Raw genomic sequence first — 23,869 nt, 5'->3', positions numbered from 1 at the left:
CTCGTCGCGGTCCTGCTACCTCCACCCGGCCGGGAGGAAGGCCTCCTCACCTGGGCGAATCACCCGCGACGATGGCCAGGAGCGTCGCCCCGAACCTGTCGATCTTGGCCGGGCCGATGCCGTTGACCCGTGCGAGCTCGGCGATCGTCGACGGCCGTTGGGCGGCGATGCCCATGAGCGCGGCCTCGTTCAGCACCGTGTACGTGGGCTTCGAGGTCTCCGTGGCGACCAGCGCGCGCCACTCCATCAACCGGGACAGGAGCTCGGGGTCGACGTCGGCGGGGACGGCCGTGGCGCGCGAGGGCCGGCCCGTCCGCGGCGACTGCCTGTCGTCGGTCCACAGCCCGTCCAGGAAGCGGGTGCGCCGACGCGACGCCCGCCCGCCGGGGTTCCGGGCTCGCGCATAGGACAACTCCAGGTGCTCGCGGGCCCGGGTGATGCCGACGTACAGCAGGCGGCGCTCCTCGGCGATCGCCGCGTCCGTCTCCGCGAGCGAGATCGGCATCAGCCCCTCGCTCATGCCCGCGAGGAACACGGCGTCCCACTCCAGCCCCTTGGCGGCGTGCAACGAGGCCAGGGTGACGCCCTCGACGGTGGGCGCGTGCTGCGTCGCCGCGCGCTCGTCGAGCTCGGCGACGAGATCGGGGAGCATCGCCTGCCGGCCCTCCCGCTCAGCCGTGGCCGCGAGGTCGTCCGCGAGCGCCACCAGCGCCTGCATCGCGTCCCACCGCTCACGGGCGGCGCCACGAGCCGCCGGGGGCTCGGGCGCCCAGCCCACGGCGAGCAGCACATCCCGCACGAGCTGCGGCATGGGCTCGTCGGCCCCGGCAGCGCGGCCCGCGCCGCGCAGCAGCAGGATCGCGTCCCGCACGTCCCGGCGGGCGAAGAACCTGTCGCCACCGCGCACCAGATAGCCGATCCCGGCGGACGCGAGCGCCTGCTCGAAGGGCTCCGACTGCGCGTTCGTGCGGTACAGCACAGCGATCTCGCTCGGGCGCGTGCCCGCGGCGATCAACCGTCCGATCCGGGTGGCGATCCCGGCGGCCTCGGCGTCGTCGTCGTCGTAGGCCACGTAGCCCACCGGCGGCCCCGCAGGGCGGTGCGCCACGAGCTCGAGCGGCGCGTGGGCGCCGGACTGGCCGCGGGACGCCTTCGAGAGCAAGCGGTTCGCGAGCCCCACGACCTGCGGCGTGGAGCGGTAGTCGCGCACGAGCCGCACGACCTGCGCCTTCGGGCGGGTGTGGGAGAACGTGAGCAGGTGGTGCGGGGTGGCGCCGGTGAACGAGTAGATCGTCTGGCTCGGGTCGCCGACGACGCAGATCTCCTGGCGGCCGCCCAGCCACTGGTCGAGCAGGAACTGCTGCAGCGGCGAGACGTCCTGGTACTCGTCGACCACGAAGTGCTTGTACTGCGCCCGGACCTCCGCCGCCACGTCGCCGCGGCTCTCCAGCAGCGCCGCGAGCAACAGCAGCACGTCCTCGAAGTCGATGACGCCGCGCTCCGTCTTGACCTGCTCGTAGACGTCCAGCAGGCGCGCGACGGCCTGCCGGTCGAACCCCGCAGGCGCCGGGCGGTCCAGCGCGGTGGCGGCCCGCACGTAGTCGTCCTGCGTGACGAGCGAGACCTTCGACCACTCGATCTCGGAGGCGAGGTCCCGCACACCGATCCGGTCGACGGACAGGTTCAGGCGCTGCGCCGCCTCCGCGACCACCGGCGCCTTGTGCTCGAGGATGCGTGGCGGCGCCCCGCCCACGACCTTCGGCCAGAAGAACCCGAGCTGGCGCAGCGCCGCGGCGTGGAACGTGCGGGCCTGCACGCCGGCCACGCCGAGGTCGCGCAGGCGGGTCCGCATCTCGCCCGCGGCGCGCGCGGTGAACGTCACGGCGAGCACAGATGTCGGCCGGTACACACCCGTGCGGACGCCATACGCGATGCGGTGCGTGATGGCCCGCGTCTTCCCGGTTCCCGCGCCCGCGAGCACGCACACGGGCCCCGTCAGGGCGAGGGCCACCTCACGCTGGTCGGGGTCGAGGGCTTCGAGAAGATCATCAGCAGACATCGCCACCGATTGTCTCAGCCCCCGCCGACGCTCCGGGCCGCGCCCACAACGCCCGGCTCCAGGCGCCTGGGAAGAGAACGGGCAGCCCAGGGCGTTCACCTGCGGCAGGCCCGGCCGCACCGAGCGGGCCGTCACCCGAGAGAGAGCTGAGGACGCATGAGCACGCAGACCCCCGACGCCGGGACGATCACCATGTACTCGACCACCTGGTGCGGGTACTGCCGGCGGCTCAAGTCGCAGCTCGACTCCGTCGGGATCGGCTACACGGAGGTCAACATCGAGGAGCACCCCGACGCGGCGGCGTTCGTCGAGCAGGCCAACGGCGGCAACCAGACGGTCCCGACTGTGCTGTTCCCCGACGGCAGCTCCGCGACGAACCCGTCGCTGGCCGAGGTGCGGGCGCGGCTCAACAACTGACGCCAGGCGGGGTCACAGCGGCTCGGGCAGCTCCGAGCCGTACCAGTCCTCGATCAGGGCGCGGGCGATCGACGTGCGGCTCGGGAGCTGCACGGCTCCCGAGCGCACCGCCGCGCGCAGCTCCAGGCGGGCGAACCACCGGGCCTCGGTGACCTCCAGGCCGTCGACGGTGATGTCCGTGGACAGCGCCGTCGCCCGGAACCCGAGCATGAGCGACGCCGGGAATGGCCACGGCTGGCTTCCCCGGTACTCCACGGCGCCCACGACGACGCCCGTCTCCTCGCGGACCTCGCGGCGCACCGCGTGCTCGATGGACTCCCCCGGCTCGACGAAGCCGGCCAGCGTCGAGAACCGGTTCTCCGGCCACAGCGCGCCGTGCCCCAGCAGCAGACGGTCCTGCTCGTCGACCACGGCCATGATCACCGCCGGGTCGGTGCGCGGATAGTGCTCGCTGCCGTCGTCGCCGCCCCGGCGCCCCCAGCCGCCGCTCTCCGACCGCGTGAGGCCCCCGCAGCGCGGGCAGCGCGGATGCCGCGAGTGCCACCCCTCGAGGGCGACAGCGGCGGTGGCCAGCCCCGCGTCGCGGGCCGAGAGCTCGACGCCCACATCGCGCAGCGGCGTCCACCGGTCCCCGCGGAGCAGCACCGCCGTGTCGCGGTCGGGCACCAGACGGGCCAGGTAGGGCGTGGCGCCCTCGGGCCGGGTCTCATGCGGCGCGAGGCCCGGCAGGCCGTCGGCGTCGTCATACCCGAGGAACACCCAGCCCTCCGGCAGGCGGCCGCCCGGGGCCCGCAGCGCCGCCTCGCCGGCGCCGAACAAGGTCAGCTCGGGGCGGCCGTCCGGGCCGGGGCGGGTGGCCACCGAGCCGGCGTGCACCAACAGCACGCGGGTGGCCGGATCGGTCAACAACGAGGCCATCAGACCGGGGCGCGACCTGACGTCTGCCGCCCGGTCAGTGCGGATCCGGGCCAGGGGGAGCTCGGCAGCATTCACCCCGTCACGGTACGCGGACCTCGCAGGAGGTTCACGACACGTCCACCGAGTCACCACATTCAGGACATCCCAGACACGCCCGTGGTCGTGCCCGCACCGGGCCGGGCCGCCGCCTAGGCTGAGCGGGTGCCACGCTCACCCCTTGCCCTCGCCGCCCTGGCGACGGTCGCCGTGCCCGGTCTCGACGCCTTCGACGCCCGCAGGGCCGCAGGATCGGGCGGCGACTACGACTCCGCCGTCGTGATCGACTCGACCCGGCGACGCTGGGTCGTGCGCGCCCCCGTGCACCCCGCCGCCGGGGCGGCCCTCGAGGCCGAGGTGGAGCTGCTCGAAGGGCTCGCCGCCGAGGTCGACGCCGAGCGCCTGCCGTTCGACGTGCCGCGCACCACGGGGTTCGCGCACCTGCCCGAGGGTGGCAGGGCCGTCGTCTACCCCGAGGTGCCGGGCGTCCCCCTGCGCCTCGAGACGCTCGGCCCCGGCCCCGGGCTCGCGGCGTCCCTCGGCCGGGCCATCGCGGCCCTGCACGAGTTGCCGACCTCGCTCGTCGAGAACGCGGGCCTGCCCGTGTACGACGCCGAGGCGTACCGCCGCCGCCGCCAGTCGGAGGTCGACGAGGCCGCCCGCACCGGCAAGGTGCCGCCGTCGCTGCTGCTGCGGTGGGAGGAGCGCCTCGAGGACGTCGCCCTGTGGCGCTTCCGGCCGACGATCGTGCACGGAGACCTGACCACCGATCACGTGCTCACCGCCGGTGGCGCGGTGACCGGGATCCTCGACTGGAGCGACGCCAAGGTCGCCGACCCCGCCGACGACCTGTCCTGGCTGCTCGTCGCGGCCCCGCAGGAGGCGGTGGACTCGATCATGGAGGCCTACCAGCTGCGCCGCACCGAGCTCCTCGACCCGCACCTGGCCGAGCGCGCGCTGCTTGCCGGGGAGCTGGCCCTCGCCCGCTGGCTGCTGTACGGCGTGCGGTCGGGCCAAGAGGACGTCGTCGCCGATGCCGTGCAGATGCTCGTCGAGCTCGACGAGCACACCCAGGCCGACGACGAGGCCGACGCCGTCAACTGACGGCTGCGGTGTCCGCCGCGTCTGCGGTGGGCGCCACGTCCGCCGCCCCGTCGCGGCGCGCGGCGGCGGCCTCGAGCAGCTCCGTGATCTCGGCCTCGTCGAGCAGGCGCGCGGGGCGCACCGTGCGGCGCGCGCCCACGTAGACGAAAGCGGCGCTGACCCGGTCGAGCGGCGTGCCCTTCCACCGCGACCACGCGAGCCGGTAGACGGCGAGCTGGAGCTCCCGTGCGGCCGCCGCGACCGGATCGGTGGGCGGGGCGCCGGTCTTCCAGTCGACGACGACGACCGCGTCGTCCACGTCGGGCCGCTCGGGGTCGCGGAACACGGCGTCCACCCGGGAGCGGAGCACGTACCCCGCGACGACCGTCTCGATGTCGACCTCGACCTGGAGCGGGGTGCGCTGCGCCCATTCGGTGGCGAGGAACGCCTCGCGCAGGGCCTTCTGGTCGGCGTCCACGGCCACGGAGTCATCGTCGGCGCCCGGGAGGTCGTCCAGGTCGACCAGGCTCGACGCGCCGAACCAGCCTTCCACCCACGCGTGGAACGCGGTGCCGCGGCGGGCCTGCGGCGATGGCTCGAGCGGCACTGGCCTGCGCAGCGCGCGCGCGAACTCCTGCGGGGCGGAGGCCAGGCGCGCCACGGCGGACGCGGACAGGTGCGCGGGCAGCTCGACGTCGGTGGGCGGCCGTTGCGTGCGCACCCGCTCTCGCAGCAGCAGTTCGGCGGTGCGGTCCCACCGGGGCCCGGCGTCGATCCGCGCGTCAGAGTCGGCCTGCACGGACGCCATCGCGGCGCGGACCGCGTCGGCGGCGGACTCCACGGCGGCACGGCGCGACCCGGTGTCGGCGCTGCCGCGGGTGAACGGGTCCGCGGGCCACACCGGCGGCTCGTCGCCGACCTCGCGCGGGCTCGCAGCGCCGGCCTCGGGCTCGGCGGCCCAGTGGGCGTCCTCGACCAGGCCCGCCTCGGCGAGCTCGGTGAGGAAGAGCGACGGCGGACGGGGGCGCTGCGCCTCGCCCCACCAGGCGCCGGTGAGCAGCAGCGCGGACCGCGCGCGGGTGAGGGCCACGTAGGCCAGGCGGCGCTCCTCGGCCACCTGGTGGTCCCCGGAGGCCTGCTCGAACAGGCGCCGGCGCGACTCGAGGTCCTTCGGGTCCGCGGCGCCCGCGCAGTCCAGCGCCGGCAGGTCCGCACGGTCGCCGCGCAACGGGTAGGGCAGCGTGCCCAGCCCGGTCAGCCACCCGGAGTCGCGGGGGCCGTCCTTGCCCTGGGTGCGGATCGCGGGCAAGCCGCCGTCGACCATCCCGGCGACGGCCACCACATCCCACTCCAGCCCCTTGGCGGCGTGGATGGTGATGAGCTGCACGGCGTCGGGGTCGGGCTCGGCCACCGGCATGTCCAGGCCGCGCTCATGCGACTCCGCGGCGGCGAGCCAGGCGAGGAACGCGCCCAAGGTCGGGCTGTCGGCGCTGTCGGAGAACCGGACCGCGACGTCGCGGAACGCGTCCAGGTGAGCGCGCGCCCGGCCTGCGGACACCCCCGCCCGCGAGGCGACCTCGATGTCCAGGCCGAGCAGCCGCTCGGCCTCCCCCACGAGCTCCGGCAGGGAGAGGTAGGTGTGCGCGCGGAGCACCCGCAGGAGCTGGCCGAGCTCGACCAGCCGGGCGCGGGCGGTGTCGGTGAGGGACCGGCCTGAGGGGCTGCGCCAGCCGGGCGGCGGGAGCTGGTCGAGCGCGTCGACGATGCTCCGCTCGTCCACCACGTCGCCCTCGACCACTGCCTGCTCGTCGCTCGCGGACTGGTGGCGGCGCCCGAGGCCCGCGGCGAGCTCGGCGGACCATGCCGCCAGGGCGTGCAGGTCAGCGGCGCCGAGCCGGGTGCGCGCACCGGTCAGCAGCCGCATGAGGGCGTCGCCGCGTGAGGGGTCGTGCGCGGCCTGCAGCGCGGCGACGAGGTCGACGACCTCGGGCGCGGAGAGCAGCCCGCCGAGCCCGACGACCTCCACCGGCAGCCCCTCCTCGCGCAGCGCGCGGCGCAGGGCGGTGAACTGCGAGCGCTTGCGGCACAGCACCGCTGCGGTCACGCGGGTGCTCCCGGGACCAGCCGGCCGCCAGCGCTGGGCGAGGAACCGGGCGACCGTGGCCGCCTCCTCCTCGACCGTCGCCGCGACGTGTGCCAGCACCTGGCCGGGCCCGGCGCCGGGGCGGACGGCGAGCTGCGGGACCTCCACACGGGTGCTGGCCTGGCGCAGCGGGCTGGCCACATGGTTCGCGGCCGCGAGGATGGCCGTGTCGTTGCGCCAGGACGTCGAGAGCTGGTGCACGTCGGCGCGGCGCCGCGTCACCGCAGCGTCCTGGCCGTCCGCCGCCCCGGGCGCGCGCTCGACGACGGGGAACGTCTCGGGGAACCGCTCGAGGCCCCCGGCGCTCGCCCCCCGCCAGCCGTAGATCGACTGGTGCGGGTCGCCGACGGCCGTGACGGGGTGCCCGTCGCCGAACAGCGCCGCCAGCAGGCTGAGCTGGGCGTAGGACGTGTCCTGGTACTCGTCGAGGAGCACCACGGCGAACCGCGCCCGCTCGCCTGCCCCGACCTCGGGCACGTCGCGGGCCAGGCGCGCGGCCAGCGCCACCTGGTCGCCGAAGTCGAGCGCGTCGGCGGCGCGCTTGCGGCGGCGGTAGTCCTCGACCAGGTCGAGGATCCTGACCCGCTGGCCCAGCGAGCCGAGCAGCGTCTGCACGGCGGCGTAGTGCGCGCGGGGCGGCTCGCCGGACGGCGTCTGCTGGATCGCCTCGATGATGTCCTCGATGCCGGCCTGCGCCTGGGCGGGTGTCAGCAGGTGCTCGTCGAGGGCCCCGGACAGGGTGAGCACGGCCTCCACCACTGTCGACACGGCGGCCTCGGTGTCGAGGTCCCCGGTCCAGGACTCCACCACCTCGGAGGCGAGCTGCCACTGGGCGGCCTCGCCGAGCAGCCGCGACGTGGGCTCGATGCCGAGCCGCATCGCATGGTCGGTGACCAGGGACGCGGCGTAGGAGTTGTACGTCGAGATGGTGGGGCGGGCCAGGTCGAGCAGCCCGGCGCCCTGCTCCGCGGCAGTCAGCCCGGGGAGGGTGAGCCCGGCCTGGGCGGCGGCCCGGGCGAGGTGGCGCAGCCGGTGGCGGACCCGGTCGCCGAGCTCGCCGGCGGCCTTGCGGGTGAAGGTCAGCCCGAGCACCTGCTCGGGTGCGACGACGCCGTTGGCGATCAGCCAGACGACCCGTCCGGCCATCGTCTCGGTCTTGCCCGAGCCGGCGCCCGCGACCACGAGCGAGGGGCGCAGCGGCGCCTCGATGACGGCCGTCTGCTCGTCCGTGGGGGCGGGCTTGCCGAGCAGCTCGGCGATGGCTGCGGCGGAGAGCCGGGGGTCTGCGGGCGGCACGGTGCTCATTCGACCACCTGCGCGCCCTCGTCCTGCGCGGGGCAGCTGCGACGCACGGGGCACCGCGAGCACAGGTCGTTCGGGGACGCGGTGAACGTCGATCCGGCCATCTGCCCGGCGACGTCCTCGATGAGCGTGCGCGCCCAGGTGGAGCCGTCGTCCTCGCGCTCGAGCGGTGGCTGCACGCGCAGAGTGGGCCCCTTGCCGACGTCGGAGACGAAGACGAGCTGCGCGCCGGCACTGCGGGCCCCGGGCGGCAGCCCCTCGAAGGCTCCCTCGTCGACCGCGAGCTGGTACGCGCCGAGCTGCGCGTTCTCCGTGGCCTTGGCCACCGACGGCGCGCTGCGCCCCGTCTTGAGGTCGCTCACCCGCACGAGCGGCGGATCGTCAGGGGACGCGCCACCGGATGCGAGCTCGACCCGGTCCACGCTGCCGCGCACCACGGCGCGGTCCAGCTCGAGCTCGAACCTGCCCTCGACCAGCAGCGGCTCCCCCGCCGAGCGCACGTACTGCGCCAAGCGGCGCACCATGCCCTCGGCCCGGCGGCGCTGCACCAGCGCGGGCCAGCCGTCGCCGAGCCCTAGCTCGGGCCAGCGGCGGTCGAGCTCGGCGAGCAGCTCGTCGTGGGAGCCATGCGGGTAGGTCTGCGCGATGGCGTGCACGAGGGTGCCGAGGGACTGCCCCGAGCTCTCGGCGGCCGTCCCGCCCGCCGCCTCGAGCGCCCAGCGCAGCGCGCAGGTCGACGCCGTCTCGACCTTGGACGGGGACACGGGGACCTTCTCGCCCTCCGCCCACAGCACGGCGTCGCTCGACGGCTCGGCCAGGCCGTGCCACTGCGCGGGGTCCGCCCCCTCGACGCCCTCGCGCGCGAGCCGGGCCAGGAGCGCGGCGGCGCCCGCGTCCGGCCTGCCGCCCACCGCGGTGGCCTCGAGGTGCGAGCGGAGCTGGGCGACGAGGCCGCGCAGGTCGAGCGGCGCCGGGCTCATCACCTTGCGCGGGTCCACATCGGCCTCACACGGCTCGATGAGCTCGACGAACGGCGACGGCTGCGTGTCCGCGTCGGCGACGGCCGTGACGAGCAGCGCCCGGCGCGCCCGGGACACGGACACGGCGAAGGAGCGCAGCTCGTCGGCGAGCACCGCGGCGCGGGCGCCGGCGCCGAGCTGACCGGCGTCGGGCTCGCGCCCGGCGAGGATCTCCACGAGCGTCTGCGCGCCGAGCAGCGAGTCGCGCAGGCGCAGGTCGGGCCAGACCCCGTCCTGCACGCCGGCGACGACCACCACATCCCACTCGCGCCCGGCGGCTCCCGGCGGGGTGAGCACCGCGACGGCGTCGCGGTGGGCGCGCGCGGCGATGGTGTCCGCGGGCAGGTCCTGGGACAGCACCCAGTCGACGAATGCCCCGGGCGGCGCCTGCGGCAGCCGGTCCACGAAGGTCTCAGCGGCCCGGAACAACGCGAGGACGGCATCGAGGTCGCGGTCGGCGCGCGCGCTCCCGGGGCCGCCCGCGAGCGCGGACCGGCGCCATGCCTCCGACAGCCCGGTGGCATGCCACAGCGCCCACAGCACGGTCTGCGGATCGGCGGTCGGCGCGAGTGCGGCCGCACGGCCCGCCGCGAGCACCTCCGCGAGCCGCAGCACGGGCCGGCGCACCGTGGTGGGCAAGGCGCTGGCGTGTGCCGGGTCGGCGAGCACCTCGGCGAGCAGCGCGTCACTGCTGCGGCCGCCGCCGCCGTCGATCTCCTCGGCGCGCAGCGCGCGACGGACCCGGCGCAGCCCCACCGCGTCGAGCCCGCCCAGCGGGGAGCACAGCAGGCGCGCGGCCACCTCCGGGTCGAGCGGGGCGGCGGTCCCGTCCGGGGCGGGCAGCACGCAGCGCACCGCCTCGAGCAGCGGGCGCACCGCGGGCTCCTCCCGCAGCGGCACGTCGCTGCCCAGCACGGCCACCGGCACAGCGGCGCCCGCGAGCGCGCGGCGCAGCGCGGTGACCTGGGAGCCTGACCGCGCGATCACCGCCATGCGCTCCCACGGGACACCGTGCTCGAGGTGCGCGCTGCGCAGCGCATGCGCGACGTACGCCGCCTCCTGGGCGGCGCTCGGCAGGATGGCGCCGCGCGCCGTCCCCGCCTCGGCCCCCTCGACAGCGACCGCGCGCCGATGCGCGACGGCGCCGAGCGCCCCCACCCGCGACGCCACCTCGGAGGCTGCCTGCCGCAGCCGGGCGCCGTGCCGCCACACCGTGCCCAGCACCAGTCGCTGCGCCCCGAGCTCGCCCAGGCCGTCGCCGTCCACAGTCGCCCGGCCGACCAGCGCCGGGCTCGCGCCACGGAGGCCCTGGACGGCGACGTCGGGGTCGGCGGGCAGCAGCAGCCGGGCGCCGTCGTCGGCCAGCACGCGCAGCAGCCGCGCTGTCGCCGCCGTGCTCTCCTGGTGGTCGTCCACGACGACCAGGCGCCAGCGCGGGCGCGGGGCGGCGGCGACCTCCTCATCCCAGGCGAGCAGCGCCTCGGCGGCCTCGTCCACCACCACCGCCGGGTCGTGGCGCGCGCCCATGTCCGGCGTGCCCGCCCGCAGCAGCGTGACGTCGAGGTACTCCTGGTAGAGCCCGGCCGCCGCGACCCAGGCCGGGCGGTCGTGGCGTGCTCCCAGCTCGGCCAGGTCGACGGGTGTCAGCCCTCGCTCGGCGGCACGCATCAGCAGGTCGCGCAGCTCGTCGCGGAACGCCCGCAGGCCCAGCGCCTCGGCGGGCACGGCGGCGGGCCACTCCAGGTGGGCGCCCTCCCCCTCGGCGTGGCCGGCCAGCAGCTCGGCGAGCAGGAGGTCTTGCTCGGGGCCGGAGATCAGGGTCGGAGGCGGGTCGCCGAGCAGCGCCGCCCGTGCGCGCAACACCGCGAACGCGGCGGCGGGGGCAGTGCGCACCATCGCCTGCCCCGACGTGAGGCGCAGTCGGGCCGAGAGCCGGTCGCGCAGCTCGGCCGCAGCCCGGCGGCTCGCGGCGATCACCAGCACGTCCTCGGGGGCGAGCCCGCCCGCCGCCATGGCGGCCACCACGGCCTCGACCGCCACAGTGGTCTTGCCCGTCCCCGGGGCGCCGAGCACGAGCAGCGCAGGGGCCTGGCCAGCGGCGACGGTGTCGACGACAGCCTGCTGGTCGGCGTCGAGCCGGGGGCCGCCCGACGCCTCGGCCTCGGCCAGCACCGGCCGCACGAGCCGCAGCATGGTGGAGGCGGGGCGGTGGTTCACCCGCCGATCACATCACCGGCCGCTGACATCCAAGGCCGCATGCGGCTCGGCACGACTAGACGTCCTGCGCGGGCCACGGGTTGGGCTTGCACGGCGCCATCGAGCCGGTCTGCTGCTGCATGAGCGGGGCGAGCTCCCCGGAGCCGCCGCAGTACTCGTGGCGGTGCCCCAGCACGTGCCCGACCTCGTGGTTCACGAGGTACTGGCGGTAGCCGACCTTGTCGCCGGCCCAGGCTTGCGAGCCGTCCACCCAGCGCAGGTAGTTGAGGACGGCGTGCCCCTTGATGCCGCAGGACACCTTGCCGACCGTCTCGAGCGGGGCGCACATCGTGTCGACGAGGGCCGGTGAGGCGAGGACGACCCGAAGGTCCGCGTCGCCATCGGTGCGGGCGAAGGTGATCGAGCCGTCGGCGCCCCAGCCGCGCGGGTCGTTGAGCGTGCTCATCACGGTGTGCGCGAAGAGCCCGAGGTCGACATCCAGGCCCGCCTCGACCTCGATGCGGATGGTCCGGACCTCGCCTGGCCCGGGCGCGGCCTGGGAGCCCGGCACGACGACCAGCGTGCCGCCCGCCGAGCGGGGCACGTCGAGCGAGAGCAGGCCGGCGGCGACGTCCGTCTCGGCGAGCCCGGAGCCAGGCTCCGGCAGCGCAGCGGCGCCCTCGCCGAGCAGCTCCTCGGCGAGGAGGGCGTCCCCCTCGTTGGCGACCTCGGCCGCGACCTCGTCGGTCAGCCCGGCCAGGTCGGCGCGCTCACCGCCCCGCGAGGCGGAGTCGCCGCGCACCACGTCGGCCCAGTCGCGGGCGGCGACCACCGGCGCGTCCTGCTGCGGGCGGAGCACGTCCATCCCGCCGCCGGGGCCGAGCCATCCGCCCAAGCCGCCCAGCAGGAGGGCGACCCCGCCGACGCTGGACGAGATCGCGCGCTTGCGGCGGCGTGCGCGCGCGGCGGCGCGACGGGTCTGTGCCCGGCTCGTCCCGGACTTCTCACGCGCGGCCATCGGCACATCCTCGCACCTCGCAGGAGGGCCCGTGGCTACGATCGACGGGTGAAGGACGCCACCGCCGGAAAGCCCCGGAATGCCCGGATGCCCCGCGACGCCCGCCGCGCCCAGGTTCTGCGCATCGCCCAGGGCCTCTTCGCGACGGAGGGGTACCACCACGTCTCGATGGACGACATCGCCGACCACGCCGAGGTCAGCAAGCCGGTCCTCTACCGCCACTTCCCGTCCAAGCTCGACCTGTACCTCGCCGTCGTCGACCAGCGCGGCGAGGACCTGCTCACCGCCGTCGAGCTGGCGGTCGCCCCCGTGGTCAACGGGCCGGTGCGCCCGGGTGAGGGCCGCGCGGTGGTCGCCGACATCGTGCGGGCCTACGTCGACTTCGTGGAGGTGGCGGGAGAGTCGTCCTCCCTGCTCTTCGAGTCGGATGTCACGCGTGACGCCGGGGTGCGCGAGCACGTGGAGCGGGTGACGTCCGAGGCCGCGCGGCGCATCGCCGAGGTGCTGGTCGACGTGACGGGGCTGCCGGCGTCGAGCGCCGCGATGCTGGCCGTGTCCATGATCGCCATGACGCAGGTCGCCGCGACGCACCGCTACCGCTCGCCGGACGGCCCGGGGCCCGCCGAGGCCGCCGACCTGATCGCGCGGCTCGCCTGGGGCGGGGTCGCCGGGCTCATCCGAGGCGACTTCGAGTACGACGACCGACCTAGGATGGGGAACGGTCCCACTGCCTGACCGGCCAGGGCACACACTTCGGACCGACCAGAGCTGCGAGGAGACGTTGTCAGTGGACATCACGATCGGTGTACAGAACCAGACACGCGAGCTGGTGCTCGAGTCCGACCAGAGCGCCGACGAGGTCGCCGCCCTGGTCACGGAGGCCCTCGCTGGCAAGCCGGCGCTGGAGCTGCTCGACTCCCGTGGCCGTCGCGTCATCATCCCGACGGCGTCGATCGGGTACGTGGAGATCGGCTCTGAGGCGAAGGGACGGGTGGGCTTCGGCACCATCTGACCTGACAAGCGCGCGACGGGCGCGGCACGCCGGTGGGAACACCCGCGTGCCGCGCCCGTCGCGCGTCTCCGAGGAATCAGGCGGTGAGCCCCAGGCGCGCCATCCGCCGGGTGTGCTGCGCGGTCAGCTCGCCGAAGAGCCGGGCTGAGGACTCGGCCTCCGCCGTGCCGCTGTCGACGAGCCGCACCAGGCCCGGGCGCGAGACCAGCAGCGCCTGCACCACGCCGAGGGCCTCGCCCACGAGGCGCCGCCCCCACAGCGCGAGGCGGGAGACCAGCACCGCGTCGTCGGAGCCGGCGGCGCCCAGCGCGGCGACGGCCAGCTCCGCGTGCTCCGCGTCCTCGAGCAGCTCGAGGACGAGCTGGCGCGACTGGTCGTCGAGCCCGGCCGCGGCGATGCGGCAGAAGTCGTCGGCCACGCCGTAGCCCACATACGTGGTGAGCAGCCGCTCCCACCATGAGCTCGGCGCGGTGCGGGTGTCGAAGTCGTCGAGGACGTGGTCGAACTGGGCGACCGCTTGGACGGGGTCGCCGCCGAGCTCGGCGATCCGGCGCAGCACCCGGTCGCGCCGCTCCACTGCCGCCGCGGCGAGCCGGCTGAGCTGCAGGCGCTGCTCCAGGCTCGGGGCGGCGGCGGAGTCGGCGGCGAGCCGGGCGAAGGACTGCAGCTCGAACTGCGCCACGAGGCCGAGGAGGTCGATCGTGTCCGCGCCGGGTTCGACCTGGTCGGCATCCATGCGCAGCGTCGGAGTCATCGGAGGATCTTATCTCCGCTCCGAGCCGCGTCCGATAGGATGGCCCAGTACATCGGTTGCCCGGTCGTCTCGACCGCCTCGCGCCGGCAGCGCCTTGGCGCCCCGCGCGACTGAACCTTCACGATCGGCTGCCGGCCAACTCGCGTGGCGATGCCCGCTCCCGACGGCGACGAGCCTCGGGAAGCGCGCGGCTTGCCACCCCAGCAGTGAAGAGTCACACATATGACCACCACCGAGCCGGAGATCGCCGGCGCTGCGGCGGCTGACCCCAGCCACGCCAGCGTGCAGGCCACCGACCCGTCCTTCGCGGACTTCGACGTCCGCCCCGAGATCGTCGCGGCGCTCGCGGCGTCCGGGATCACCCACCCCTTCCCGATCCAGGCGATGACGCTGCCGGTCGCGCTGTCGGGCCACGACATCATCGGCCAGGCCAAGACGGGCACCGGCAAGACGCTGGGCTTCGGCGTCCCGCTGCTGCACCGCGTCGTGGCGCCCGGCGAGCCGGGCTATGACGAGCTGCCCGCGCCGGGCAAGCCGCAGGCCCTCGTCGTGGTGCCCACGCGCGAGCTCGCCGTGCAGGTGGCCGGCGACCTGCAGACCGCGTCGTCGCAGCGCTCGGTGCGCATCGTCCAGCTCTACGGCGGCCGCGCCTACGAGCCGCAGGTCGACGCCCTGAAGAACGGCGTCGAGGTTGTCGTCGGCACCCCGGGCCGCATGATCGACCTGCTCAACCAGGGCTACCTCGACCTGTCCCGCGTGCGCTGCGTCGTGCTCGACGAGGCCGACGAGATGCTCGACCTGGGCTTCCTGCCCGACGTCGAGAAGCTCCTGTCGCGCACGCCCGCCTCGCGCCACACCATGCTGTTCTCCGCGACCATGCCCGGCGCCGTCGTCGCGATGGCCCGCCGCTACATGACGCAGCCGACGCACATCCGCGCGAACGACCCGGATGACGGCGGCCAGACCGTCAAGAACATCAAGCAGGTCGTCTACCGCGCGCACGCGCTCGACAAGGTCGAGGTGCTCGCGCGGCTGCTGCAGGCCGAGGGCCGTGGGCTGACCATCGTCTTCGCCCGCACCAAGCGCACCGCCGCCAAGGTGGCCGACGACCTGATCGAGCGCGGTTTCGCCGCAGGCGCGATCCACGGCGACCTGGGCCAGGGCGCCCGCGAGCAGGCGCTGCGCGCGTTCCGCAACGGCAAGGTCGACGTGCTGGTCGCCACCGACGTCGCCGCGCGCGGCATCGACGTGGACGACGTGACGCACGTCGTCAACTACCAGTGCCCCGAGGACGAGAAGACGTACCTGCACCGCACCGGCCGCACCGGCCGCGCCGGGCACAAGGGCACCGCCGTGACGTTCGTCGACTGGGACGACGTGCCGCGCTGGGGCCTGATCAACAAGGCGCTGGACCTGGGCATCCCGGAGCCCGTGGAGACGTACTCCAGCTCCCCGCACCTCTACACGGACCTGGGCATCCCCGAGGGCACCAAGGGCCGGCTGCCGCGCTCGGCGCGCACGCGTGCCGGGCTCGACGCCGAGGTGCTCGAGGACCTCGGCGAGACGGGCAAGCGCACCGGCCGGCCCGCGCGCGCGGACGGCGCAGCGGACCGCGGCCGGCCCGAGCGTGGCTCGGGTCGCGGCGGATCCGGTCGCACGGGCGGCGCTGCTGGTGGCGAGGGCCGCGAGCGTGCCCCGCGCTCCGACGACGCGGCGCCCGCCGACGGCGAGGGCCGCTCGCGCCAGCGCCGGCGCCGCAGCGGCGGGTCCGCGGAGTCCGCGCCCTCCACCGGCGAGGCTCCCGCCGCCGCGTCGGGTGGGTCGACCCCGCCCGCGCCGCAGGGCGACGCCCCGGCAGAGGGCGGCGCTCGCCGCCCGCGCCGTCGCACCCGTCGCCGCCAGGACGGCGGCGCGCCGGCTGCCGGATCGGCCACCGCACAGCCGTGACCTGCCCGCTCCCCCACGGTCAGCACTGCTGACAGGGTTTGCGCATGACGAAGGCGAGCCGTCCCAGGACGGCTCGCCTTCGTCATGCGCGGGGTCGGTGCGGTCAGGCGTTCCGCACGAAGGCGATCACCGCGTCCGCGACGAGCTGCACGGCGATGGCCGCGAGCAGCAGGCCCGCGATCCGCGAGATGAGGATCGTGCCGGAGTCGCCCAGCACACGGTGCACGACGTTCGCGAACCGCATCGCCAGGAACAGGCACACGTGCACGGCGAGCAACGCGAGGACGATCGACGTCCACGCCGCGGTGTCCCCGTCGCTGCCCTGCACGAACACCATCGTGGCGACGATGGCGCCGGGCCCGGCGAGCAGCGGGGTGCCGAGCGGCACGATCGCCGCGTTCACGCCCTTCGCGCCCGAGGGCTGCGGCTCCTCCATCTTCCCGGTGAGGAGCTCCATCGCCACGAGCAGCAGCAGCAGGCCGCCGGACGCCTGCAGGGCGGGCAGCGAGATGTGCATGTAGGACAGGAGCTGCTGGCCGAACACCGCGAAGGCGATGATCACGCCGAGCGCCACTAGCACCGCCTGGCGTGCCGAGCGGTTGCGCTGGGCGCGCGTCAGCGTGCTGGTCAGGGCGAGGAAGATCGGCACGGCCCCGGGCGGGTCCATGATCACGAACAGGGTGATGAAGACCTCGCTGAACAGCCGAGGGTCGAAGAAGTCGGTCACGGGCGCACCACCTCGATGTGTCCCTGCTCCTCGATGGCGTCGAGCACCGCGGCCGGGGTCTGGTGCTCCCCGAGCCGGTTGAGCTTGCCGGCGCCGTGGTAGTCGCTGGACCCCGTGACGAGCATGCCCAGTCGCGCGGCGATGCCCAGCAGTCTGACGACCTGCTCCTTCGAGTGGTCGCGGTGGCCGATCTCCATGCCCGCGAGGCCGGCCTCGGCGAGCTCGTCGAACACCTCGTCGGGCACGATTCGGCCGCGGCCCGTGGCGCCGGGGTGGGCGAAGACGGGCACGCCGCCCGCCGCGCGGATCGCGCGCACCGCCACCACCGCGTCGGGCGCGTGGTGCGGGACGTAGTAGCGGCTGTCCGCGGTGAGCAGGTCGGCGAAGGCGGCGTCACGGCTCGGCACCACGCCGAGCGCCACGAGTGCGTCGGCGATGTGCGGGCGGCCCACGACGGTGTCGGGGCCGGACTGGGCGACGACGTGCTCCCAGGTCAGCGGGTAGTCCTCGGCGAGCAGCTCGACCATCTGCTGGGCGCGGCTGAGCCGGGCCGATCGAGTCTGCCCGATCTCGGCCATCAGGTCGGGGTGGGTGGGGTCGTGCAGGTAGGACAGCAGGTGGACGCTCGTCCCGTGGGAGCGCGCCGAGATCTCGGCGCCGCGCACCAGGGCGATGCCGTGCTGGTGGGCGGCGGCTGCCGCCTCGTCCCAGCCGGAGGTCGTGTCGTGGTCGGTGAGGGCGACGACGTCAAGGCCTGCGCTGGTGGCTGCGGCAATGACGTCGGACGGGCTCTCGGTACCGTCCGAGGCCGTGGAGTGGGTATGCAGATCGATGCGCACCGCACAACTTTAGTTGCCCGCGCTCGGCCCGCCCTGCCGACCGTCCTGCCGCGCACTGGTGGGAGGATGGGACCATGAGCGAGGACGTGACCCCCGAGACCGTGCCGTCGAGCGACCAGCCACTGGAGAGCCGCGGCGAGAACCGTTCCCAGCGCCCCTCCTCGGCGGCGTTCAAGGAGTTCATGGCCTCCGGGTGGGGCCCCCGACCCGGCGTGTCCACCGAGCCCGGCCCCGCGGCGCCGCACACGGCTGCGCGCCGTGAGCGCCTGGGCGCGCAGTTCCCCGGCCAGCGCCTCGTCATCCCCGCGGGGGCCTTCAAGGTCCGGTCGAACGACACCGACTACCGCTTCCGCCCGCACTCGGCGTTCGCGCACCTGACGGGCCTCGGGGTGGAGCAGGAGCCCGACGCGGTGCTCGTGCTGCACCCCGACGACGAGGCTGAGGGCGGCGCCACGCACCAGGCCGTGCTCTACGTGCGCCCGCCAGCCGGCCGCGACAGCGAGGAGTTCTTCTCCGACGCGCGCTACGGCGAGTTCTGGGTCGGCGCGCGGCCCACCTTCGATGACCTGGAGACGCTCACCGGCATCCGCACCGCCCACCTCGACGGCCTGCGCGACGCGCTCGCGAAGGACATCGGGCCCGAGGGCGTCCAGCTCGTCGTCGTCTCCGGCGTCGACGAGGCCGTCGACGCGGTGGTCGAGGAGATCCGCGCCGCGGAGGACGCGGGCGAGTCCGACGCGCGCCTGGCCGAGGCGCTCTCCGAGCTGCGGCTGGTCAAGGACTCCCACGAGGTCGAGCAGATGCGCGAGGCCGTGGCGCCCACCATCGCCGGCTTCGAGAAGATCGTCGCCGAGCTGCCCGCCGCGGTGGCGCACCGGCGCGGCGAGCGCGTCATCGAGGGCACGTTCCTCGGGCCCGCCCGCCTGGAGGGCAACTACGTCGGCTACGAGACCATCGCCGCCGCCGGCGACCACGCCACGACGCTGCACTGGACCGACAACGACGGCCAGGTGCGCCCCGGCGAGCTCGTGCTGATCGACGCGGGTGTGGAGGTCGACTCGCTCTACACCGCCGACATCACCCGCACGCTGCCCGTGGACGGCGTCTTCACCGAGGTGCAGCGCCGCGTGTACCAGGCGGTGCTCGACGCCGCCGACGCCGCGTTCGCCGTCGCCGTGCCGGGCGCCAAGTTCCGCGACGTCCACGCCGCCGCGATGGAGGTCATCGCCGCACGGCTCGGCGAGTGGGGCCTGCTGCCCGTCTCCGTCGAGGAGTCGCTGTCCCCCGAGGGGCAGCAGCACCGCCGCTGGATGGTCCACGGCACCAGCCACCACCTGGGTCTCGACGTGCACGACTGCGCACTGGCCCGCCGTGAGCTGTACCTCGACGCGACGATCGAGCCCGGCATGGTCTTCACCATCGAGCCCGGGCTGTACTTCAAGAGCGACGACCTGCTGGTCCCCGAGGAGTACCGCGGCATCGGGGTGCGCATCGAGGACGACGTGCTGGTCACCGCCGACGGGAACGAGAACCTCTCGGCTGCGCTGCCGCGCGACCCCGACGAGGTCGAGGCGTGGATGGCGCGGCTCTCGGGTCGCTCCGCCTGAGGGCGGGCGCTCCGCCCTCAGGGCCTGAGGGCGGGCGTCAGGCCGACGGCTGCTGCGGGTTCGTGGGCGGCGCCGTCGGCGGCTGCACCGGCGGCGTGGTGGGCGACCCGCTGGGCGGCTGCGGGGCCGGCGGCGTGGGATAGGCGGCCGATGGGTCGGACGGCGGCTGGGCCGGGCTCGCGGGCGCCGGCCGGGCCGGCCAGCCGGACTGCACGCCGCCGATCTCGTGCAGGAGGGCGCGCGCCTTGTGCGCGTGCTGGGCGGCGCACAGCACGGCGTACTGCGCGGCCACGATCTGCGAGGACGACGTGAAGTCCCGCTTCCCCCCGGTGAACGCATAGGTGATGACGGAGAACAGCACGCCGAACGCCGCGCCGATGAGGATCGCGGCGAGCAGCGGCGGGGTCGATCCGGACCCGGACGAGAACCAGGTGAGCAGCAGGCCGACGAACAGCCCGAACCACATGCCGGACGCGAGGCCGGCGAGGGCCACGCGCGGGTAGGACAGCCGGCCGGTGACCCGCTCCACCATCCGCAGGTCCGTGCCCACGATCGTCACGTGCTGCACGGGGAACTGCTTGTCGGCCAGGTGGTCCACGGCGCGCTGGGCCTCGAGGTAGGCGCCGTAGGACGCGACCAGCTCGCCCTGCGGCAGGGTGGGAGCCTGGGGCACACGGGTCTGACGGGTGAACGACATACTCCGATCCTCCCCCACGGCGCCCCGGCACGCCAGGATCAGCGCGCCCGGCGCCCGGATCAGCGCGGACGCCAGGAGGACTGCCCTTCCGCCAGCGCCGCGTGTCGGGCGGCCACCAGGGCCCAGCGTCTATCCTGACCTGCGTGAGCAGCGCAGGGACCCGGGTCTTCATCGCGCGCCTCGCCGGCACCACCGTCTTCGACCCCCTCGGTGACCAGGTCGGTCGAGTGCGCGATGTCGTCGCGCTCGTCCGGGAGAAGGGCGCCCCGCGCGCGGTGGGCCTCGTCGTCGAGGTGCCGGGCCGGCGTCGTGTGTTCCTGCCGCTGACCCGTGTCACCGCCATCGACCCCGGCCAGGTGATCTCCACCGGGCTGGTGAACATGCGGCGCTTCGAGCAGCGCCCCTCCGAGACGCTGGTGGTCGGCGAGCTGCTGGACCGCACGGTGACGTTCGTGGACGGGTCCGGCACGGGCACCATCGAGGACGTCGCGATGGAGCGGCAGCGGGATGGCGACTGGCGGGTGACGCAGCTCTTCGTGCGCCGCTCCTCCCCCACGACGGGCCTGCTGCGGCGCCGCGGCGAGACGGTGCTGGTGCCCGTCGACGCGGTGACCGGCCTGTCCGCCGCCGATGTGGCGCAGGGCGCCGCGCTGATGCTGGCCCGGTACGACGACCTCAAGCCCGCCGACCTCGCCGACGTGCTGCACGACCTGGCGACGACGCGTCGGATGGAGGTCGCCTCCGCGCTGGACAACGAGCGCCTGGCCGACGTGCTCGAGGAGCTGCCCGAGGACGACCAGGTCGCGATCCTGTCCGGATTGGAGCGCACCCGCGCCGCTGACGTGCTCGAGGCGATGCAGCCCGACGACGCCGCCGACCTGCTGGGCGGCCTGCCCGACGCGCAGCAGGCCGAGCTGCTCGCGCTGATGGAGCCCGAGGAGGCCCGCGACGTGCGGCGCCTGCTCGCCTACGAGGAGAACACCGCAGGCGGCATGATGACCACCGAGCCGGTGATCCTCGGCCCGGAGACGCCCGTCGCCGCCGCGCTCGCGCATGTGCGCCGCCAGGACCTGGCGCCCGCGCTCGCCTCGATGGTCTTCGTGGTGCGGCCACCGCTCGAGACCCCCACGGGGCGGTTCATCGGCGTGGTGCACCTGCAGCGCATGCTGCGGGACCCCCCACACGAGGCCATCGGCGCGCTCGTGGACACCGACATCGAGGCCGTGTCCGCCGACGCGCCGCTGCTGCACGTCACGCGCCTGCTCGCGACGTACAACCTGCTCGCCCTGCCCGTGGTGGACTCCGAGCGGCGCCTGCTCGGCGCGGTGAGCGTCGACGACGTGCTGGACCACCTGCTGCCCGAGGACTGGCGCGAGACCGACGACGAGCATGTCTCGACGCCGCCGACCGGGACGCGGGCGCCCTCGGCACGGGATGTGGGGCGTCGTGGCTGACCGGCTCGACACCCCGAAGGTCGCCCGTCGCAGCCTGCTGCCCAAGGTCCGGCTCGACCAGGACGCGTTCGGCAAGGTCTCCGAGGGGATCGCCCGCTTCATGGGCACGCCGCGCTTCCTCGTGTGGCTGTCCTTGTTCTGCCTGGCGTGGATCGCGTGGAACACCTGGGCGCCCACGAGCGTGCAGTTCGACAAGGCCGCGCTCGGGTTCACCGCGCTGACGCTGATGTTGTCCCTGCAGGCGTCCTACGCGGCGCCGCTGATCCTGCTGGCCCAGAACCGGCAGACGGACCGCGACCGCGTGACGTTGGAGCAGGACCGGCAGCGCGCGGAGCGGAACCTCGCCGACACGGAGTACCTGGCGCGGGAGATGGCGGCGCTGCGCATCGCCCTGAACGAGGTCGCGACCCGCGACTTCGTGCGCTCCGAGCTGCGGAACCTGCTCGAGGAGCTGGCCGCCGAACGGGAGGCGGAGCGTGCCGAGCGGGAGGCCGTGCCGATCGACGCCCGACCGGCCCCGACTCAGGACGACTCGGGCGACGCACGGCGGGACGGCGGGGCGTAGCGACCTTGGGCCCATCGGGCCTTGCGCGGGTCCGACCTACCATGGGTCCATGTCGTCGTCCTCCCTTGATCCTGCCGTCCTCGCCGAAGCCGTGCGGGGCGCCCTCGTCGGGGTCCTCGACCCCGAGATCCGCAAGCCGATCACCGAGCTCGGGATGGTCCGCTCGGTCGACGTGACGCCTGGCGCCGCGACCGACGGCGGACCGCTCGTGGTGGTGGGCATCGACCTGACGACTGCGGGCTGCCCGCTGAAGGCGACGCTGACCACCGATGTCACGGCGGCGGCGCGCACCGTCGAGGGCGTCACCGACGTGCGGGTCGACATGGGCGTCATGTCCGCCGAGCAGCGCACGGCGCTGCGCACTCTGCTGCGCGGCGACTCGGCCGAGCCTGTGATCCCGTTCGCGCAGCCCAACTCGCTGACCAAGGTGTACGCCATCGCGTCGGGCAAGGGCGGTGTCGGCAAGTCCTCCGTGACCGCCAACCTGGCGGTGGCGATGGCCGCCGACGGGCTGCGGGTCGGCGTGATCGACGCAGACATCTACGGCTTCTCGATCCCCCGCCTGCTGGGCGTGACGCAGCCGCCGACGAAGGTCGACGACATGCTGATGCCGCCAGTGGCCTTCGACGTGAAGGTCGTCTCGATCGGCATGTTCGTGCCGGCGGGGCAGCCGGGGGGGTGGCGCGGCCCGATGCTGCACCGCGCGCTGCAGCAGTTCCTCGCCGACGTGTTCTGGGGCGACCTGGACGTGCTGCTGCTCGACCTGCCGCCCGGCACGGGCGACATCGCGATCTCGGTGGCGCAGCTGCTGCCCTCCTCGGAGGTCGTGGTGGTGACGACCCCGCAGGTCGCGGCGGCCGAGGTCGCGGAGCGCGCGGGCTCGGTGGCGCAGCAGACCCGCCAGAACGTGGTGGGCGTCGTGGAGAACATGTCCTGGCTCGAGCAGCCGGACGGCTCCCGGCTCGAGCTGTTCGGCGCCGGTGGCGGCGCCCGCGTGGCGGAGAACCTCACCCGGACGAATGGCGCCGAGGTCCCGCTGCTGGGCCAGGTGCCGCTGGACGTGACGCTGCGCGAGGACGGGGACTCCGGCACGCCCGTCGTCCTGGCCCACCCCGACTCCCCCGCGGCCGTGGCGCTGCGCGGGGTGGCGCGGACGCTGGCCTCGCGGTCGCGTGGCCTCGCGGGCCGCTCTCTCGGTTTGACCCCCGCGGGGCGCTGACGTCGCCGAACAGCAACCGGTTGTTGGTTGTTGTTCGGAAATGGTGAATACTGTGCGGATGCTGGCCTCCCTTCGCCAGGAGCGCATCCTGGCAGCGGTCCACGCGCACGGCGCCGTGCGCGTGGCCGACCTCGTCGACGAGCTCGGCGTCTCCGACATGACGGTCCGCCGTGACATCGCCGAGCTAGCCCACGCCGGGCTGGTCCGGCGGGTGCACGGCGGCGCCGTCGGCGTCGAGGCCCGGCACCGCTCCGCCGACGAGCCCGGCTTCGAGGCGAAGCGCGGCTGGGCGGCAGCCGAGAAGGCCGCCGTCGCCCGGCTCGCCGCGAGCCTGATCGAGCCAGGGCAGTCGGTGGCGCTGTCCGCGGGCACCACCACGCACCTGCTGGCCCGGGAGATCGCCGCCGCCACCGCTCTGCGGCCCCTCACCGTCGTCACCAACTCGCTGCCCGTCGCGGAGGCCCTGCACTCCGCGACCTCGCCGGCCGGGCTCGACGTGATCCTCACGGGTGGCGTGCGCACGCCGTCCGACGCGCTCGTCGGCCCCGTGGCCGACACCTCGCTGTCCCGGCTGCGGGTGGACACCGCCTACCTCGGGGTGCATGGCCTCGACGAGGACGGACTCACCACCCCCAATCTGCTCGAGGCCGCCACCAACCAGGCCCTGCTCGCCTGCGCGACGCAGCTCACGGTGCTCGCCGACCACACCAAGTGGGGCGTGGTGGGCCTGGCCCGGATCGCCGCCCTCGACGAGGTCGACGTCCTGGTCACCGACTCCGGCCTGCCCGACGACGCCCGCCGCGCCCTGGCCTCGCGAGTCGGGCGCCTCCTGCTGGCCCCCGACGACCACCCACGCG

At 74.9% G+C, this 23,869-nt stretch carries 19 protein-coding genes; 10 read left to right on the top strand and 9 right to left on the bottom strand.

Translation table 11 applies throughout. From position 1 onward, the window contains the following. Positions 1-46 precede the first annotated feature (46 nt). A complete protein-coding gene (locus BN3788_RS00190) occupies positions 47-2,059 on the bottom strand; it encodes an ATP-dependent helicase (protein WP_066581569.1) in 2,013 nt (670 codons plus the stop codon). Between the two features lie 156 nt (positions 2,060-2,215). Here BN3788_RS00190 and BN3788_RS00185 point away from each other — a divergent pair, with 156 nt between their 5' ends. Further along, positions 2,216-2,476 carry a mycoredoxin gene (locus BN3788_RS00185; RefSeq protein WP_066581566.1) on the top strand — a complete coding sequence of 87 codons (261 nt, stop codon included), beginning with the start codon at positions 2,216-2,218 and terminating at the stop codon, positions 2,474-2,476. 12 nt (positions 2,477-2,488) lie between these two features. Here BN3788_RS00185 and nudC read toward each other — a convergent pair whose 3' ends face one another. Continuing rightward, on the bottom strand, positions 2,489-3,469 hold the full coding sequence (nudC, locus tag BN3788_RS00180; RefSeq protein WP_066581564.1) for an NAD(+) diphosphatase: 981 nt from the start codon (positions 3,467-3,469) through the stop codon (positions 2,489-2,491). A gap of 126 nt (positions 3,470-3,595) precedes the next feature. Between nudC and BN3788_RS00175 the strand changes: the two genes are divergently transcribed. Beyond that, on the top strand, positions 3,596-4,534 hold the full coding sequence (locus BN3788_RS00175; RefSeq protein WP_066581557.1) for a phosphotransferase: 939 nt from the start codon (positions 3,596-3,598) through the stop codon (positions 4,532-4,534). On the opposite strand, the gene BN3788_RS00170 is transcribed toward BN3788_RS00175, so the two are convergent. From BN3788_RS00170 to BN3788_RS00160, 3 genes are read right to left on the bottom strand one after another with little or no spacing between them, the layout of a single operon-like run. Beyond that, positions 4,527-7,961: an ATP-dependent DNA helicase gene (locus BN3788_RS00170; RefSeq protein ID WP_082812443.1), complete on the bottom strand. Its 3,435-nt coding sequence runs from the start codon at positions 7,959-7,961 to the stop codon at positions 4,527-4,529. The genes BN3788_RS00175 and BN3788_RS00170 overlap by 8 nt on opposite strands. Beyond that, positions 7,958-11,194 (bottom strand): ATP-dependent helicase, encoded by a 3,237-nt coding sequence (locus BN3788_RS00165; RefSeq protein WP_315969728.1) that lies wholly within the window; start codon positions 11,192-11,194, stop codon positions 7,958-7,960. The genes BN3788_RS00170 and BN3788_RS00165 overlap by 4 nt, the downstream gene beginning before the upstream one ends. 55 nt (positions 11,195-11,249) lie before the next feature. Continuing rightward, positions 11,250-12,191: a DUF3152 domain-containing protein gene (locus tag BN3788_RS00160; protein ID WP_066581554.1), complete on the bottom strand. Its 942-nt coding sequence runs from the start codon at positions 12,189-12,191 to the stop codon at positions 11,250-11,252. Between the two features lie 48 nt (positions 12,192-12,239). Here BN3788_RS00160 and BN3788_RS00155 point away from each other — a divergent pair, with 48 nt between their 5' ends. Continuing rightward, a complete protein-coding gene (locus tag BN3788_RS00155; protein WP_234346398.1) occupies positions 12,240-12,926 on the top strand; it encodes a TetR/AcrR family transcriptional regulator in 687 nt (228 codons plus the stop codon). 52 nt (positions 12,927-12,978) lie between these two features. Next, the gene (locus BN3788_RS00150) at positions 12,979-13,203 is read left to right on the top strand and encodes a DUF3107 domain-containing protein (RefSeq protein WP_066581548.1); all 225 of its coding nucleotides are present in this window, start codon (positions 12,979-12,981) and stop codon (positions 13,201-13,203) included. 76 nt (positions 13,204-13,279) lie between these two features. On the opposite strand, the gene BN3788_RS00145 is transcribed toward BN3788_RS00150, so the two are convergent. Next, positions 13,280-13,957, bottom strand: a complete 678-nt coding sequence (locus tag BN3788_RS00145) for a ferritin-like fold-containing protein (RefSeq protein ID WP_066581545.1) — start codon at positions 13,955-13,957, stop codon at positions 13,280-13,282. A 222-nt stretch (positions 13,958-14,179) separates the two neighbouring features. Here BN3788_RS00145 and BN3788_RS00140 point away from each other — a divergent pair, with 222 nt between their 5' ends. Further along, positions 14,180-15,904: a DEAD/DEAH box helicase gene (locus tag BN3788_RS00140; protein ID WP_066581540.1), complete on the top strand. Its 1,725-nt coding sequence runs from the start codon at positions 14,180-14,182 to the stop codon at positions 15,902-15,904. 103 nt (positions 15,905-16,007) lie between these two features. Here BN3788_RS00140 and BN3788_RS00135 read toward each other — a convergent pair whose 3' ends face one another. Both BN3788_RS00135 and BN3788_RS00130 read right to left on the bottom strand, forming a co-directional pair. Beyond that, positions 16,008-16,571, bottom strand: coding sequence for a MarC family protein (locus BN3788_RS00135; RefSeq protein WP_390619501.1), 564 nt, complete (start codon positions 16,569-16,571; stop codon positions 16,008-16,010). 56 nt (positions 16,572-16,627) lie between these two features. Continuing rightward, complete coding sequence (locus BN3788_RS00130) at positions 16,628-17,470, bottom strand: PHP domain-containing protein (protein WP_066581534.1); 843 nt, start codon at positions 17,468-17,470, stop codon at positions 16,628-16,630. Positions 17,471-17,544: 74 nt separating this feature from the next. Here BN3788_RS00130 and BN3788_RS00125 point away from each other — a divergent pair, with 74 nt between their 5' ends. Continuing rightward, a complete protein-coding gene (locus tag BN3788_RS00125; RefSeq protein WP_066581532.1) occupies positions 17,545-19,077 on the top strand; it encodes an aminopeptidase P family protein in 1,533 nt (510 codons plus the stop codon). Between the two features lie 37 nt (positions 19,078-19,114). Here the strand turns inward: BN3788_RS00125 and BN3788_RS00120 are convergent, their stop codons facing one another. After that, positions 19,115-19,774 (bottom strand): general stress protein, encoded by a 660-nt coding sequence (locus BN3788_RS00120; RefSeq protein WP_066581529.1) that lies wholly within the window; start codon positions 19,772-19,774, stop codon positions 19,115-19,117. Between the two features lie 143 nt (positions 19,775-19,917). Between BN3788_RS00120 and BN3788_RS00115 the strand changes: the two genes are divergently transcribed. From BN3788_RS00115 to BN3788_RS00100, 4 genes are all read left to right on the top strand, one after another. Then, positions 19,918-21,228: a magnesium transporter MgtE N-terminal domain-containing protein gene (locus BN3788_RS00115; protein WP_066581524.1), complete on the top strand. Its 1,311-nt coding sequence runs from the start codon at positions 19,918-19,920 to the stop codon at positions 21,226-21,228. Further along, a complete protein-coding gene (locus tag BN3788_RS00110; RefSeq protein WP_082812455.1) occupies positions 21,221-21,793 on the top strand; it encodes a DUF1003 domain-containing protein in 573 nt (190 codons plus the stop codon). The genes BN3788_RS00115 and BN3788_RS00110 overlap by 8 nt, the downstream gene beginning before the upstream one ends. Positions 21,794-21,842: 49 nt before the next feature. Further along, positions 21,843-23,012 (top strand): Mrp/NBP35 family ATP-binding protein, encoded by a 1,170-nt coding sequence (locus BN3788_RS00105; RefSeq protein WP_066581521.1) that lies wholly within the window; start codon positions 21,843-21,845, stop codon positions 23,010-23,012. Between the two features lie 58 nt (positions 23,013-23,070). Beyond that, on the top strand, positions 23,071-23,869 hold a 799-nt coding region (locus BN3788_RS00100; RefSeq protein WP_066581518.1), incomplete at its 3' end, for a DeoR/GlpR family DNA-binding transcription regulator.

Origin of the sequence: Cellulomonas timonensis (assembly GCF_900046455.1) — a bacterium.
Lineage (GTDB): Bacteria > Actinomycetota > Actinomycetes > Actinomycetales > Cellulomonadaceae > Cellulomonas_A > Cellulomonas_A timonensis.
This window is presented reverse-complemented; position numbering and strand designations above follow the sequence as displayed.

Bases quoted from the DNA above. Each gene is read 5' to 3' on its own strand.
- BN3788_RS00145 (WP_066581545.1), bottom strand. From the start codon at position 13,957: ATGACTCCGACGCTGCGCATGGATGCCGACCAGGTCGAACCCGGCGCG.
- BN3788_RS00190 (WP_066581569.1), bottom strand. From the start codon at position 2,059: ATGTCTGCTGATGATCTTCTCGAAGCCCTCGACCCCGACCAGCGTGAG.
- BN3788_RS00140 (WP_066581540.1), top strand. From the start codon at position 14,180: ATGACCACCACCGAGCCGGAGATCGCCGGCGCTGCGGCGGCTGACCCC.
- BN3788_RS00120 (WP_066581529.1), bottom strand. From the start codon at position 19,774: ATGTCGTTCACCCGTCAGACCCGTGTGCCCCAGGCTCCCACCCTGCCG.
- BN3788_RS00170 (WP_082812443.1), bottom strand. From the start codon at position 7,961: ATGAGCACCGTGCCGCCCGCAGACCCCCGGCTCTCCGCCGCAGCCATC.
- BN3788_RS00185 (WP_066581566.1), top strand. From the start codon at position 2,216: ATGAGCACGCAGACCCCCGACGCCGGGACGATCACCATGTACTCGACC.
- BN3788_RS00125 (WP_066581532.1), top strand. From the start codon at position 17,545: ATGAGCGAGGACGTGACCCCCGAGACCGTGCCGTCGAGCGACCAGCCA.
- BN3788_RS00135 (WP_390619501.1), bottom strand. From the start codon at position 16,571: ATGGACCCGCCCGGGGCCGTGCCGATCTTCCTCGCCCTGACCAGCACG.
- BN3788_RS00105 (WP_066581521.1), top strand. From the start codon at position 21,843: ATGTCGTCGTCCTCCCTTGATCCTGCCGTCCTCGCCGAAGCCGTGCGG.
- BN3788_RS00160 (WP_066581554.1), bottom strand. From the start codon at position 12,191: ATGGCCGCGCGTGAGAAGTCCGGGACGAGCCGGGCACAGACCCGTCGC.